This window comes from Kordia aestuariivivens (genome assembly GCF_014397005.1).
Lineage (GTDB): Bacteria > Bacteroidota > Bacteroidia > Flavobacteriales > Flavobacteriaceae > Kordia > Kordia aestuariivivens.
Genome location: NZ_JACGWS010000005.1, coordinates 174,054 through 190,277 on the forward strand (window position 1 = coordinate 174,054; position 16,224 = coordinate 190,277).

Annotated in this window: 11 protein-coding genes; 7 read left to right on the forward strand and 4 right to left on the reverse strand. The window is 36.4% G+C overall.

The window, feature by feature from the left end; genetic code table 11:
- Positions 1-148 precede the first annotated feature (148 nt).
- On the forward strand, positions 149-6,199 hold the full coding sequence (locus tag H2O64_RS09925; RefSeq protein ID WP_187562037.1) for an immunoglobulin-like domain-containing protein: 6,051 nt from the start codon (positions 149-151) through the stop codon (positions 6,197-6,199).
- 61 nt (positions 6,200-6,260) lie between these two features.
- On the opposite strand, the gene H2O64_RS09930 is transcribed toward H2O64_RS09925, so the two are convergent.
- Positions 6,261-6,821, reverse strand: a complete 561-nt coding sequence (locus H2O64_RS09930; RefSeq protein ID WP_235982830.1) for an ExbD/TolR family protein — start codon at positions 6,819-6,821, stop codon at positions 6,261-6,263.
- 214 nt (positions 6,822-7,035) lie between these two features.
- Between H2O64_RS09930 and H2O64_RS09935 the strand changes: the two genes are divergently transcribed.
- On the forward strand, positions 7,036-7,218 hold the full coding sequence (locus tag H2O64_RS09935; protein ID WP_187562038.1) for a hypothetical protein: 183 nt from the start codon (positions 7,036-7,038) through the stop codon (positions 7,216-7,218).
- Positions 7,219-7,381: 163 nt separating this feature from the next.
- Positions 7,382-7,561, forward strand: a complete 180-nt coding sequence (locus H2O64_RS09940; RefSeq protein WP_187562039.1) for a hypothetical protein — start codon at positions 7,382-7,384, stop codon at positions 7,559-7,561.
- Between the two features lie 78 nt (positions 7,562-7,639).
- Here the strand turns inward: H2O64_RS09940 and H2O64_RS09945 are convergent, their stop codons facing one another.
- Complete coding sequence (locus H2O64_RS09945; RefSeq protein ID WP_187562040.1) at positions 7,640-8,776, reverse strand: sodium:calcium antiporter; 1,137 nt, start codon at positions 8,774-8,776, stop codon at positions 7,640-7,642.
- 110 nt (positions 8,777-8,886) lie between these two features.
- Complete coding sequence (locus H2O64_RS09950) at positions 8,887-9,099, reverse strand: hypothetical protein (protein WP_187562041.1); 213 nt, start codon at positions 9,097-9,099, stop codon at positions 8,887-8,889.
- Positions 9,100-9,243: 144 nt separating this feature from the next.
- On the opposite strand from H2O64_RS09950, the gene H2O64_RS09955 reads away from it, so the two are divergent.
- Positions 9,244-9,699 (forward strand): hypothetical protein, encoded by a 456-nt coding sequence (locus H2O64_RS09955; RefSeq protein ID WP_187562042.1) that lies wholly within the window; start codon positions 9,244-9,246, stop codon positions 9,697-9,699.
- Between the two features lie 6 nt (positions 9,700-9,705).
- On the opposite strand, the gene H2O64_RS09960 is transcribed toward H2O64_RS09955, so the two are convergent.
- Positions 9,706-10,395 carry a pseudouridine synthase gene (locus H2O64_RS09960; RefSeq protein WP_187562043.1) on the reverse strand — a complete coding sequence of 230 codons (690 nt, stop codon included), beginning with the start codon at positions 10,393-10,395 and terminating at the stop codon, positions 9,706-9,708.
- A gap of 129 nt (positions 10,396-10,524) precedes the next feature.
- Here H2O64_RS09960 and H2O64_RS09965 point away from each other — a divergent pair, with 129 nt between their 5' ends.
- From H2O64_RS09965 to H2O64_RS09975, 3 genes are all read left to right on the forward strand, one after another.
- Positions 10,525-12,087 carry a protein adenylyltransferase SelO gene (locus H2O64_RS09965; RefSeq protein ID WP_187562044.1) on the forward strand — a complete coding sequence of 521 codons (1,563 nt, stop codon included), beginning with the start codon at positions 10,525-10,527 and terminating at the stop codon, positions 12,085-12,087.
- Positions 12,088-12,549: 462 nt separating this feature from the next.
- Positions 12,550-13,767, forward strand: coding sequence for a bifunctional alpha/beta hydrolase/OsmC family protein (locus H2O64_RS09970; protein ID WP_187562045.1), 1,218 nt, complete (start codon positions 12,550-12,552; stop codon positions 13,765-13,767).
- A 252-nt stretch (positions 13,768-14,019) separates the two neighbouring features.
- Positions 14,020-16,221 (forward strand): ATP-dependent endonuclease, encoded by a 2,202-nt coding sequence (locus H2O64_RS09975; RefSeq protein WP_187562046.1) that lies wholly within the window; start codon positions 14,020-14,022, stop codon positions 16,219-16,221.
- Positions 16,222-16,224 lie beyond the last annotated feature (3 nt).

Below are 16,224 nucleotides of genomic sequence, written 5' to 3' on the forward strand. Positions count from 1 at the left end.
AATGAAACTAGTTTTATACTACTATTAAAAATAGCCAAGAAATACACATTTTACGCCCCAAAATGTCTATTTAAACAACATAAAATGGATTTAACAGATTACTTGTCCCAAAGCAATCTTTTGAACTTAACCTAATGATTAAAAAACTATGAAAAAAATTTTACACCTTGTTGTGCTATGCCTTTTTGCTTCCTATTTAAATGCACAAACACCAGGCGTATCCATCTTTTACGAACAAACTTCAGGAGACACACGTAACTACATTGAATACATTCCAGGGAATTTACCAATCATCATATCTGCGCCACACGGAGGCGTAAAACAATCAGGACAAACTATTGGAGGTGTTTTCTATCCAGACAATGACAGTTCATTACCCGATCGTAGTTGTGGAACCAATGAACGTGACGACAATACAGATATCTTAATTCGTGAAATTCAAAAAGAAATATTTGCCCTTACTGGTTGTTATGCGCATGTAATCATTAACAATTTGCACAGATCAAAACTAGATCCAAATCGTGAAATAAACGAAGCTACTTGCGGAAACTCAAATGCAACAGACCATTGGAATGCTTTTCACGGATTTCTCGATCAAGCGAGTGCTTCAGTTGAATCAAATTGGGGAAAAGGTGTATACATTGACTTGCACGGACAAAGTCACTCAGTTCCTAGAATAGAAGCTGGATACAATATTACGGCTGCCGAACTAAACGCATCGGATTTAAACGCTACAAACATTATCAACAAATCTACGATTAGAAACTTAGTAACAAACAACCTAAACAGCTTTACCCATGAAGAACTCATTCGTGGAGACAGTAGTATAGGTGAACTATTTCAAAATGCCGCAGGAACATTCTACGCAAATCAAAACTATCCTGGTTGCGGACAAAACGGAACCAACGGATACAGAGCTGTACCAAGTGCAACTAACAATGGTGGCGGAACCTGTGATGATACACGACCAAATGGAAACGCATACTTTGATGGAGATTTCTATAACAATCGCAGACACGGATCGGGTAGTGGTACAAGTGACGGAACTGGTGGCGCTGGAAACATAGACGGAATCATGACAGAAGTCAACAGACGTGTGCGTGATTTAGGAACCTACAACGGTCAAGTATACGATACAAGACCACAAACCTTAGTTCCTTTTGCAAAAGACTATGCGGCAGTTCTATTAGAATTTATCAATACACATTACAACAACTACGCACAATTTTCATACGCTGCAAATAGCTATGCACTCAGCGATACCAATCCATCGCCAACAATTTCAGGCGTCAATGGCGGAACATTTGCTGCGCCAGCGGGATTAGTCATCAATGCTACCACTGGAGAAATAAATGCATCAAGTTCATTACCTGGGAATTACACAGTAACCTATTCGGTTGGAACATGCGGATATTTCTCAAGCAATCAAAATATCACAATCGTAAATATAGCAACACCAGATCTCGAAGCACCAACAATACCTGCAAACCTAATAGCATCAAACACTACCGAAACTACTACTGACTTATCTTGGAGTAGTTCGCTAGATAATATAAATGTTGTTAATTACAATGTATATCAAAACGGAACATTTCGAGAAGCGAGTACGCTAACCAACTATGCGGTAACAGGTTTATCGCCAAACACAACCTACACATTTAGGATGACAGCTCTTGATGCAGCTGGAAACGAATCCGCATCAAGTAATGAAGTAACAATAACGACACTTGAAAACATCGTTCCGTTAAACTACTGTGCATCTGCAAGTACCAATGTCAATGATGAATTCATAAGTAGAGTACAATTGGGAGCTATTGATAATGCTTCTGACGCACGTTTTTATTCAGATTTCACAAATATAAGTACAGATTTAATAAAAAATGAACAACATACCATTACGGTAACGCCAACTTGGACAGGAACAGTATACAATGAAGCTTATTCAGTTTGGATTGACTATAACAAAGATGGAGATTTTACGGATGTTGGAGAACAAGTTTGGACGCAAGGAAATACGCAAGCAACTCCAGTAAGCGGAACATTTACAATTCCTGCAACGGCAACTGATGGAGCAACCAGAATGCGTGTTTCTATGAAATACAATGCAATTCCAACGGTATGCGAAACATTTACGTATGGAGAAGTTGAAGATTATACGGTAAACATCATATCTGCTGATCCAGATACGACAGCACCAATCATCACACTCAACGGAAACGCAACGATCAACCTAAATGTTGGTGATAGTTATACTGAATCTGGAGCAACAGCAACAGATAACTTAGACGGAAACTTAACGTCAAGTATTATCATTAGTGGAACGGTGAATACCGCTTCCGCTGGAACATACACAGTTCGTTACAATGTTAGCGATGCAGCAGGAAACGCAGCAATTGAAGTCGTTCGAACAATAACTGTACTTGCAGACACTACAATTCCAGTCATTACACTCAACGGAAACGCAACAATCAACCTAAATGTTGGCGACAGTTATACAGAATCAGGCGCAACAGCAACAGATAACTTAGACGGAAACTTAACACCGAACATCATTATTAGTGGAAGTGTAAATACCGCTTCCGCGGGAACATACACAGTTCGTTACAATGTTAGTGATGCAGCAGGAAACGCAGCAATCGAAGTGGTGCGCACGGTAAATGTAATCGCTGACACTACAATTCCTGTAATTACTTTAAACGGAAACGCTACAATCAACTTGAATGTTGGTGATTTCTACACAGAACTAGGTGCAACGGCAACAGATAACTTAGACGGAAACATAACACCAAACATTATTATTTCAGGAAACGTAAATACAGCTGTGGCTGGAACATACTTAGTTAGCTATAACGTAAATGATTCAGCAGGAAACGCCGCAATAGAAGTTGTACGTACTATAAATGTGCTTGCAGATACTATAATTCCAGTAATTACACTCAACGGAAACGCAACGATCAACTTAAATGTTGGTGATAGTTATACTGAATCTGGAGCAACAGCAACAGATAACTTAGATGGAAACATTACGTCAAATATCATCATTAGTGGAACGGTGAATACCGCTTCCGCGGGAACGTACTCAGTTCGTTACAATGTAAATGATGCAGCAGGAAACGCCGCAATCGAAGTCGTTCGTACGGTAAACGTTATCGCAGATACTACAATTCCAGTCATTACACTCAACGGAAACGCAACAATCAACTTGAATGTTGGAGACAGTTATACAGAATTAGGTGCAACGGCAACAGATAACTTAGACGGAAACTTAACACCAAACATTATCATTAGTGCAAATGTAAATACAGCTGTCGCTGGAACGTACACAGTTCGTTACAATGTAAATGATGCAGCAGGAAACGCAGCAATTGAAGTGGTGCGCACGGTAAATGTTATCGCAGATACTATAATCCCTGTAATTACTTTAAACGGAAATGCTAGTATCAACTTGAATATTGGTGATTTCTACACAGAACTAGGTGCAACGGCAACAGATAACTTAGACGGAAACATAACACCAAACATTATTATTTCAGGAAACGTAAATACAGCTGTGGCTGGAACATACTTAGTTAGCTATAACGTAAATGATTCAGCAGGAAACGCCGCAATCGAAGTTGTACGTACTATAAATGTGCTTGCAGATACTATAATCCCTGTAATTACGCTCAACGGAAACACAACGATCAACTTGAATGTTGGCGACAGTTATACAGAATCTGGCGCAACAGCAACAGATAATCTAGACGGAAACTTAACGTCAAGTATTATCATTAGTGGAAATGTAAATACCACTTCCGCGGGAACATACACAGTTCGTTACAATGTAAATGATTCAGCAGGAAATGCCGCAATTGAAGTGGTTCGTACGGTAAATGTAATCGCAGATACTATAATCCCTGTAATTACTTTAAACGGAAATGCTAGTATCAACTTGAATATTGGTGATTTCTACACAGAACTAGGTGCAACGGCAACAGATAACTTAGATGGAAACATTACGTCAAATATCATCATTAGTGGAACGGTGAATACCGCTTCCGCGGGAACATACACAGTTCGATATAATGTAAATGATTCCGCAGGAAACGCGGCAATCGAAGTGGTGCGCACGGTAAATGTTATCGCAAATACTACAATTCCTGTAATTACTTTAAACGGAAACGCAACAATCAACTTGAATGTTGGCGACAGTTATACTGAATCTGGAGCAACAGCAACGGATAACTTAGATGGAAACATTACGTCAAATATCATCATTAGTGGAACGGTGAATACCGCTTCCGCGGGAACATACACAGTTCGTTATAATGTAAGCGATGCAGCAGGAAATGCCGCAATTGAAGTGACGCGTACTGTAAATGTATTCGCAGATACTACGATTCCTGTAATTACTTTAAACGGAAACGCAACGCTCAACTTAAATGTTGGCGACAGTTATACAGAATCAGGCGCAACAGCAACAGATAATCTAGACGGAAACATAACGCCAAACATTATTATTTCAGGAATTGTAAATACAGCTTCCGCGGGAACATACTCAGTTCGTTACAATGTAAATGATGCAGCAGGAAACGCAGCAATCGAAGTGGTGCGCACGGTAAATGTTATCGCAGATACTATAATCCCTGTAATTACTTTAAACGGAAACGCAACGATCAACTTGAATGTTGGCGACAGTTACACAGAATCAGGCGCAACAGCAACGGATAATCTAGATGGAAACCTAACGCCAAACATTATCATTAGTGGAACGGTGAATACCGCTTCCGCGGGAACATACTCAGTTCGTTACAATGTTAGCGATGCAGCAGGAAATGCAGCAATTGAAGTGGTGCGTACGGTAAATGTAAATGAAGTAAGTATCGGTTGTAACAACGGAATCAACACATTTCCGTATACAGAAGGTTTTGAAAATACGCTTGGCGGATGGACACAATCTTCAGCAGATGATATTGATTGGACACTAGATGCAGACGGAACACCATCAAATGGAACTGGACCAACGAGTGCAATTGAAGGAAACTTTTATATATATGTAGAAGCTTCTGGTAATGGAACTGGGTATCCTGACAAACAAGCAATTTTAACATCGCCATGTTTTGATCTTGGTGCGTTGACGGAAGCGACTTTCAGTTTTAACTATCACATGTACGGAACTGATATGGGAAGTTTAGCTGTTGAAATTAGTGAAGATGACGGAGCAACTTGGGCAGCAATCTGGAATCAAACAGGAAATCAAGGAAATGCATGGCAAACAGCAATCATAGATATTTCAGGATATACAGGAAGTAATATACAGCTACGATTCAACAGAATTACTGGAAGTACTTGGCAAGCAGATATTGCTATTGACAATGTGAGTTTAACAGATGAAGAAGTTATAGTAGAAGGTTGTTCTGGTGGAATTGGAAGTTATCCGTATGCACAAAGCTATGAGAATACATTGGGCGATTGGACACAATCTACAGCGGATGATATCAATTGGACTGTTGATGCAAACGGAACACCATCAAGTGGAACTGGACCTTCAAACGCAGCAGCTGGAAATTTCTACATTTTCGTTGAAGCATCTGGAAATGGAACTGGTTATCCTAACAAACAAGCTGTGATTAATTCTCCTTGTTATGATTTAACAAATGAAATTAGTGCTGAATTCAGCTTTAGCTATCACATGTTTGGAGCAGCAGATATGGGAACAATAGCAGTAGAAGCAAGTAACGACAACGGATTGTCGTGGACAACTTTATGGAGCGAATCTGGAAATAAAGGAAATAGTTGGTTCAACGTTATTCTTGATATTTCTCAATATGTTGGAGGAAGCGTACAATTGCGTTTCAACAGAATTACTGGAAGTACTTGGCAAGCAGATATTGCTATTGACAATATTGTATTAAAAACAGCATTAGCAGCACGTCAAGAAAGTACACAAACAAAAAATCCAGATGATGCAACAGTAACGGACTTTGGTATGGCAAACACATTAACGCTGTTCCCGAATCCTGTTCGTGGAAACATCCTAAATATCAAATTAGATCGCGGAAACGTAACAGCATACAGAATTATCAACTTGTACGGACAAGCGGTATTAGCTGGCACAGAAAGCAATCAAATAAATGTAGATAAATTACAATCAGGTGTGTATTTCATTGAAGTTTCAGATGGAAACAAAACACTAACCAAGAAATTTATTAGACAATAGAGATCAAACAATTAATCATACTAAAAAGCCCGATACATATCATGTATCGGGCTTTTTCTTATTATTTCACATCAGCTTCAGAAATCCGAAACGGATACGAATCTTGTAAAATTTTCAATTCTTCTTCGGTTAAATTATCCACACTTTTATTGAATTTTGTTTTGCTCAATTCCTCACGCAATTCGTAATATGCGCCAGTCAATTCGTTTTGAACACCAATATAACGATCGTACGAAGCCTCTCGATCAGTATGAATTGAAATAATAGCTTTCTGAGGATTATCTGATAGGGTTTCTTTTTTTACTCCATTGCAATAATCACACGATTCATCGCCATTATTGTCAATAAAAGCTTTTACATTTTCACGAAGTTCCTCAATAGTAATCGTTTCGTTGTTTGCCATCAATTCGTTATTTCTGTTCAATTGAATGGTAAAAATGTTCTTTTTTGCAACATCCGAGCTGCAATCTACACCAACGGGACAAGGTTTGGGAATCACACTTTTAATTCCTTCGTCTTCTTCGAACGTAGTCGTTACTAAAAAAAAGATCAATAATAGAAACGCAATATCGGCCATAGAGCCTGCATTTACGCCGGAAATGGTATTTCTGGACATTTTCATAATAATTCGGTTTTAATGTTAATGAAATGTTAACATCAAAAGTGATACCAAAAAATATAATGAAAACTACTGTGTTTCATCATTTAATGAATAATCCTTCATACTCGAAATTCATAAATTACGAGAACAAAACTATTTTTTGATGGATGAATAATTTTTTTTTAAAATAGCTTACAAGTAAATTAGAGAATAATTAATCACAAAAAGTATCATTATGAAAAGTAAGAGCTTAAAGAAAATGTCTTTGAATAAAAGATCGATTTCTGCATTAATGCAAGACGAAGTAACAGGAGGAAAAACAACAGTTATTATTAACGTTCCACCGCCGACAACATTTTGTACAACTTGGTGTGCAGATACGGTTGATGATTATTCTTGTCAATGTACAATTGCATAATGAGTATCAAGCGAGTTTCGGCTCGCTTTTTTTCACCTTGATTTCGTGCCATATTTCTACATATCAATACTGCCTTTCGTTTATAAACCGAAGGATGCTTTCCTAGTATAGCTTCAATTCACAGCCTATTTTCGTTTCATTATTAATTTAAAAACTATTAATTATGTTAAAAGACATTTTAAATGTAAATGGAACTGAAAAACTAAGTAAAATAGCACAAACTTCGTTGCAAGGCGGAAGAGGAGGAAATGGGTGTTACCGAAAATCTGTAGCACCGCCAAGACCCTGTTTGCCAGGATATGCAGCAAGTAATGAGTTGTGTTGTCCGGTATCTTTTAGTTAATAAAATACCTTAAGATATCAAGCGAGTTTCGGCTCGCTTTTTTAATAAAATCTAATAGTCAATAGAAGCTATATACGTTTAGAATAGATTGCCAAAGAAATTAGAAATACTTGAAAGTGAATCAGAAATACTTCTAACTGCGCCTAAATCACTATCCATTCCTTTCAAAACAATATACATTACAAAAAGTGCATACAGTGTAATTAATAAATATCCATGCGACTTCCGAATGGTTTTGGGAACCAAGTAAATAAAGAAAGCTACAATTGTAATAAGCAACAATAGCACACGCAATTGCCCAACATTTTCCAAGGTTTCAGGACTCATATAAATAGGACCGTAAATCAACGTAAAAAGGAATAACGGGAAACCGAGTGCAAAGCAAATATCAAAAATATTACTTCCTAATGCGTTGGCTACGGCATCATCATAGTTTCCTTTCATCGCATCTTTCCATGAAATAATCGTGTCAGGAACACTGGTAGCGGCAGAAGCTAAGACTACGGACACAAAGTAAATTGGCATTCCGATGGCTTGTCCAAATTGTTCACAAGCTTCTACAAGCCAATAACAGGCAATTGCAATAAAAAACACGGAAAGCAACATTAAAATCCATGCTCTTTTTAAATTTATTCTTTTATCACCTAAGACAGTCGTTGCCAAATCACCTTTAAAAAAAGCAATAGTTCGGTTTCCACCATTAGCTTCAGCTTCGTAGCCGTTAGCTACAATTCCCCGACCTTGTGTCGATAGCATATATACAATATAAACCACATACAAAAGCATCAATGTTAAACCGTGATACCAATCTAATTCGGTGACTGTAATCAACAATATCAATACAATTTCACATAGTATAAGCGAAATTCCATCACGTTTAATGACTTTTTTAGACACTTTAATTCTACTCACAATTCCTTTTCCAATCACAGCCATAATGACCACTGCGGGAATAATCATTGCATTAAAAACGGCACTTCCAGCAGTCGTACCCACACCTCCAGAAAAACCATCGCTATCTTTCAATACAAACAAGAAAAACAAGGTCGTAAACAATTCGGGTAAACTACTTCCAATCGCATTAATCGTAGCACCTTTAACGCCATCTTTCATGTTTTTTCCTAAAAAATCGGAAGCCATTTCAAAGCCATCACACGCACGCCAAATTACGATACAGGTAATAATAATTAAGCCTAATGCAGAAACTATTGCCATTCAAAAATCTTTAAGTCACAAAACTAAAGATTTCAATAGACATTCTATAATTTAAGAGTAGAATAAAAAAGAAGCGTAAAGCGAGCCAAAACTCGCTTTACCACTTATACTTATATTATAGTACAACAATCTACAAACAATTCGGTTTGTGATATAGGTTCATAAGGGCATGCGCCAAGTGTTTTACAGCCATCGGCTAGTGTATTGTCAGGACAATCTTTTACATCAGCAGTTATAGCTGCGCCACCAGAAAGGCTGCGATTCTTGAAATTACTAACTACGTTTTTGTTCAGTTGTAAATTCTTTAAATTCTTTTTTTTCATATCAAATGATTTTTATGATTAATACTATTATGAAGTTTAAAGTATCATGTTCTGTTACCCAAAACAAATTAATGATCCATTAGACTTCTACATGCTAGAAGGAAATATTTCATATATTTAGCCAAACTATAGTAACAAACCAATATGAGAAACAACTTTTCCCCAAAAACGTATTTGCATAATTTCAAATTTTTATTTTTAGCAACAACACTCCTCATTTTTGGTTGTTCAGATGATGATTCAGAACCAACAACTCCGGCTACGATTACCGTTGGCGTATTTCTTATAAACGGAACCACCTATACAGACACAAATAAAGATCTCATTTTCACCACTGGCGAAGCGTGTCAATCATGGAGCCGTACTGCTCAAGCGGATGTTCATTCAACCGGATCTCACGATCACTTCAATGCAGCTAGAAATGTAACGTACGATCCTGCATCAGGGACAATTACATGGATAGAATATGGACCAGAAACAACGCAAGCAGCAATTGATGTTACCTGTGAAGCAGGCGTAGATGGTGCACCAAAAATTGCCAATAAAACAGACTATTCTGCAGATAAAAACTTCTTTTTACAAATTAAATTGGTAGAATAGTTTCTCTTATGGCAAATTCCATTTAAATCGTTTAGCAATCTCTTGCCAATCTTTTGGGAAAGGACAATTAATAACAATTGCTTTTTCTAAAAAAGGATGCTGAAACGATAGAGAAGTAGCGTGTAAAAATAAGTTTGACATTTTAAATTCAGTTTGAAACATTCGATTGTGAAATCGATCGCCGTATTTTGGATCGCCAATTAATGGATGATTTATTTTGTTTAAATGTACACGCAATTGATGCATGCGACCCGTTTTTGGAAGTAACTTTATCAAACTATACCGCGATTCTGGAAACGGTTGTACCGGAATTGGCAGAGTTACATTCGCAACGGTTTCAAAATGTGTCAATGCCGTTTTATGCACTTTCGCATCACGACCTTTTACAGGAGAATCAATAACGCCACTTTTAGGCGGAAATCCTCTCACAATGCCATAATACACTTTTTGAATCTGATCTGACGTAAACAACGCTTGAAATGGCGCTACAAAGGCTTTCTCTTTCGCGCAAAGCACAATTCCTGAAGTCTTTCTATCCAACCGATGAATCGGGAAATATTGTTTTTCATACTTTTCTTGAAGCAAACTCACCAAGGTTTGTTCATCAGACTGATTTCGCGCCATCAACGAATGATGCACCAACATATTATTGGGTTTTGCCACCGCAATTACAAAATCGTCTTCGTATAAAATCATCTGCAAAACTAACAAACTCTCACACAAACCGCATCCTATGTTCAAAAGAATAATTGGTATCTTTACGTTTCTATAAAAGAAAATAGTGTCAAACCATTTATTCGACACTAAAAAAAGAAATTGCAACAGATGAAACTCAACATAAAAGATACGTTCAATAAAGAATTACCCGCAGATCCAAACAAAAATAATACGCCTCGAAAAGTATTTGAAGCCTGTTATTCGTATGTTACACCACGAATTCCTTCAAACCCAAAAATAATTCATGTAGCGGATGAAGTAGCCGAAATGCTCGAATTAGAGCGTGATACGACTTCTGAAGAATTCTTAAACGTATTTACAGGAAAAACAGTCTATCCAAAAACGGCACCGTACGCAATGTGTTATGGCGGACATCAATTTGGACATTGGGCAGGACAATTGGGCGACGGACGCGCGATCAATTTGGCTGAAATTCGTGTGAATGGAAAACCGTGGGCATTGCAACTCAAAGGAGCAGGAGAGACGCCGTATTCAAGAACTGCGGACGGTTTGGCGGTTTTACGATCTTCCATTCGCGAACATTTATGCAGTGAAGCCATGCATTATTTAGGCGTTCCGACAACACGATCATTATCATTAGCACTAACGGGAGATGAAGTGTTGCGCGATATGATGTATGATGGAAACCAGGATTATGAAAAAGGTGCAGTCGTGTGTAGAGTGGCACCGAGTTTCATTCGCTTCGGGAACTTTCAACTCTTAACAGCTCGAAAAGACATAAAGAATCTTCAAAATTTAACTGATTATACAATTCGCCATTTCCACAAAGACATTCAAACGGAAGGAAAAGAAAAATATATTGCATTCTTTCAAAAAGTAGTCAATGCATCGCTAGAAATGGTCTTGCATTGGCAACGTGTCGGATTTGTACATGGTGTGATGAATACCGATAATATGTCCATTCTTGGATTAACCATTGATTACGGACCTTACGGTTGGTTAGAAGGTTATGATCCAAATTGGACACCAAATACAACCGACAGTCAACATCATCGCTATGCGTTTGGAAATCAACCAGGCATTGTGCTTTGGAACTTAGTTCAGTTGGCAAATGCACTATTTCCATTGATAGAAGACGCAAAACCATTGGAAGCTATTTTAGAAAGTTATCAAACTAATTTTGACAAGAAATATGTGGAAATGATGTTTAAAAAAATCGGTCTCGCCGAAATAAAAACGGGCGACGAACAACTCATTGAAGATTTAGAGCAAAATCTACAATTGACTGAAACCGATATGACCATTTTCTTCCGTGAATTACCACGCATCCAAAAGAAAAATACCCCACAAGAAGCTTTTCAAAAAATACACAAATCGTTCTACAAACCTATAGGCTTGGCAGGTGCAACAACGGACGCTTGGACGACTTGGTTTACCAAATACATCGATCGTTTGCAAGAAGAAAGCGATAGAGACGAAACACGAAAATTTAAAATGTATGAAGTGAATCCGAAATTTGTATTGCGAAATTACATGGCGCAACTCGCTATTGACGCAGCAGACAAAGGAAATTACGAAGTTTTAAACGAATTATACGAAGTTTTAAAACGTCCGTACAATGAACAACCAGAATTTGAAAAATGGTACGCAAAACGTCCCGAATGGGCGCGAAATAAAGTAGGTTGTTCTATGTTGTCGTGTAGTTCTTGATAGTTTTCAGTTGACGGTTTTCAGGTCTCAGAAATAATACTTCAGCTCAAGTGATTTTTTGTCATTGTAAGTCTTTTGATTATAATCGACTAAATTCGGGTTGATGGTTTTTAGGTTTCAGTTGACAGTTCTCAGTTGACGGTTTTCAGTTCAAGCATTATTGAAATTAAAATACATTTTGATTGAAAATACTGAGCGTAGCTATCGAGAATACTTTGAAACCAAAATCATATAAATTGAATTTTCGTTAATTAAAAAGAAATAAAAATACCTTTTACGTTCATTTTTTCTTGATAAAAAACGAACCAAAAAATCAAGCCTGTGTATAGGAAATTGCTGCGCACCATTCACTAGCTAAACTGCATGCTTGAAGCTACGCTTCGCAATTCCGTTTGCTAGCTCATTATTTCTGAACACAGTCAAATCAAGTTCTAATAAAATTTTAGTATAAAACACCAATAAATGAAAAGCACAAAACTCCAAATAGCAAACCCACAAGGTCATAAACTCAGCGCATTTTTAGAATTACCAGCGAATCAAAAACCGAATTACTACGCCATATTTGCGCATTGTTTTACATGTAGCAGTACATTAAATGCGGTAAAGAATATTAGTAGAATGCTCACAACGCATGGTTTTGGTGTGGTTCGTTTCGATTTTACAGGTTTGGGTCGAAGTGAAGGCGAATTTGCAGAAAGTCACTTTTCAGGAAATGTGTCTGATTTATTAGCGGTTCAGCAATACATGAAAGACAATTACGAAGCACCGTGTTTGTTGGTCGGACATTCACTTGGTGGCGCTGCAGTATTGGTTGCAGCTTCACAATTGAATGATATAAAAGCAGTGGCTACGATTGGCGCGCCTGCAAATGTGAGTCATGTAAAACACTTGTTTTCGCATGGCGCTCATGAAATTCCTGAAAACGAGAACGTGCAAGTCAATATTGGCGGTAGACCTTTTTCTATTAATAAAGAATTTGTGTCTGATTTTGATAAGACAGACTTGCCAAAAATTGTCAAAAACTTACGAAAACCCTTATTAATTCTACATTCGCCGATTGATGCCATTGTTGGAATTGATAATGCGAAAGAGTTATACGTAAACGCACATCATCCGAAAAGCTTTGTGTCTTTGGACAACGCAGATCATTTGTTAACCGACATTCGTGACAGTCGCTATGCTGGAAATATGATTGGAACTTGGGTGGAACGTTATTTCCCGAAGTTAGAAAACCAAATGTTAGACACCGAAGGCGAACAATTGGTGGGTCATTTGAATTTGATGGAAGATAATTTCACTACAAACATTCAAACTAAAAACCATGATATGATTGCCGATGAACCTATTTCTGTTGGTGGCGACGATTTTGGACCTTCGCCATACCAATATTTATATGCAGGTTTGGCAGCATGTACTACCATGACTTTAAAAATGTACGCCGATCGAAAACAATGGGATTTACAAGAAGTATTTGTTTATATATCGCACAGTAAAAAGAAGAATACCGAATTAAACATTCCGATGGAAAAACCCACACGTATTGATTTCATTACAAAGAAGTTAAAGTTTGTTGGAAATCTTACCGACGAACAAAAACAACGCTTGAAAGAGATTGCAGCAAAATGCCCTGTGCATAAGACTTTGGCGGGGAATGTTGTTTTTGAGAGTGAGGTTGTTTAATTCCTGCGCAGGCAGGAATCTAAAATTCTATTTTGCATATATTATTTATTAGCTCTTATTTCTCAAATTAGAGCAAGATGATAATATCTAACATTGAGATTATTCTTTCCAAATTTCAGTTAGTTACGGTTTTCCGTAAAGTGTTACTTGTTAAAATGCTGTATATTTGATTTAACCGATAATTAACTAAAAGAGCATAAGCTTATTTGCTACATGTATTTTTTTAGTAAAAGCTTAATATTATACTAAAAAATGGAAATTAATTTTATTGACATTCAAAATTTCAGAAAACTTAAAACTTGTCACATTGATATAGGCAAAAAGCAAACTATTTTTGTTGGACCTAATAATAGTGGTAAGACTTCCGCTATGGATTCACTTTCATTTTTTTTAACTGAAAAAAATAAGTTTACGACTCGTGATTTTACTCTCGACAATTGGCTTGAAATTAATAACCTTGCTAAAAAGTGGCTTTCTGATGATAATAAAAATGAAGAATATTGGCAAAAGCAATTAATAGATTTAGCAAATTTTCTACCTCAAATTGATTTATGGCTAAATGTAAATGATAAAGAACTTCATTATGTTCATCACTTAATACCAACTTTAGATTGGAAAAGTGGGCTATTAGGTATTCGATTAAGGTATGAACCTACAAATTTAGAAACCTTATTTTTAGAATTCAAAAATGATTTTGATGCAGCTATTAAACTTAAAGGGAAGTCAAAAGGAGAGCTAGAATTGTGGCCAAAAGATATATGGACATTCTTAGACCATAAGTTAAAGTTATCAAAACTGTTTACTATTAAATCATATATACTAGACCCTTCAAAAGTCGGAGACTTAAAAAGTCAAAATCAAGTACCTCAAGAGTTATCATTAAAAAGTGTCCCTATTGATAAAAACTCATTTAAAGGGTTAATAAAAGTTAGTACGATAAATGCTCAAAGAGGTTTTTCAAATGATCATAATGGTTTAAAACCTCTTTCAACTCAGTTTAGAGATTATTATAGTCAGCACCTTAGTCCTGAAGATAAACCGACTGAAGATGATTTAGATGCACTAAGCGCAATTGATAATGCAACGAAAGCTTTTGATGATAAATTAAAAACAAGTTTTGCACCATCATTATTAGAACTAGGTGATTTGAATTATCCTGGGTTTGGAAACCCAAACATTACAATCTCGAGTTCAATTTCACCACTGGATGGAATCAGTCATGATTCTGCTATTCAGTTTGAGATAATGAAAGATAAAGATGGAAAAAAGACACTGCTTTCTCTGCCAGAACAAACTAATGGATTAGGTTATCAAAACTTGATATCAATGGTGTTTGAACTCATTAGGTTTAGAGATGAATGGATGAAAGTTGGAAAAAAATCTAAAAACGAAGATGAAGATGAGATATTTGAACCTTTGCATTTGGTTCTAATAGAAGAACCTGAAGCTCATTTACATGCACAAGTGCAACAAGTATTCATAAACAAAGCATACGACATACTGAGGGCTCATAAGGAATTAGGTAAGAATAAACAGTTCACAACTCAATTAGTGGTTAGTACACATTCAAACCATATTGCCCATGAAGTAGATTTTATTTGTTTGAGATATTTTAAACGGTTATTGTCTTCAAATAAAGATGTTGCGACTTCTAGAGTAATTAATTTATCAAAAACTTTTGGTGATGAAGATGCAACAACAAAATTTGCTATTCGATATTTAAAAACTACACATTGTGACCTCTTTTTTGCAGATGCTGTTGTACTTATTGAAGGCTCTGCAGAAAGAATGTTAATACCGCATTTCATTAATCATCACCATAAAGACTTATCTAAATCTTATTTATCATTAGTTGAAATTGCTGGAAGTCATGCACATAAACTTAAATCTTTAATCGAGGATTTAGGAGTTTTAACTCTTATTATAACTGACCTCGACCCAATTAACCCAAAAGATAATAGAAAGTCTGTTTTACCTAAAAAAAGTAAAGGGTACGAAACTGGTAATAGTACTATTTCTAAATGGGTTCCAAAGATTAAATCAATAGATTCTCTAATGGATTTAGATTCTAAATTAAAAGTAACAAAAGATGAGCTTGTTAAGGTTGCATTTCAAATTCCTCAAAAAATTACCGTAAATAAAGATAAGAAAGAGACAAATGTTTATGCTACTAGTTTTGAGGATTCACTTGTATATGATAATATAAATTACTTTAAGTCACTAAAGGGGCTAAGGTTAATAAAAAAATTCAAAAAAGTTATAAATGACAGTCCAGTTGAAAGCTTTGAAAATGATATCTATGAAACATTAAGAAATAGCGCTTCAGGAGACAAAGCTGCTTTTGCACTAGATTTACTTTTTCTAGCTGACCCTGAGAAGTTAAAAGTACCTAAGTATATAGAGGAAGGATTAATTTGGCTTAATGAAAAACTTTCTAAAGATCAACAGTTTTAAAAG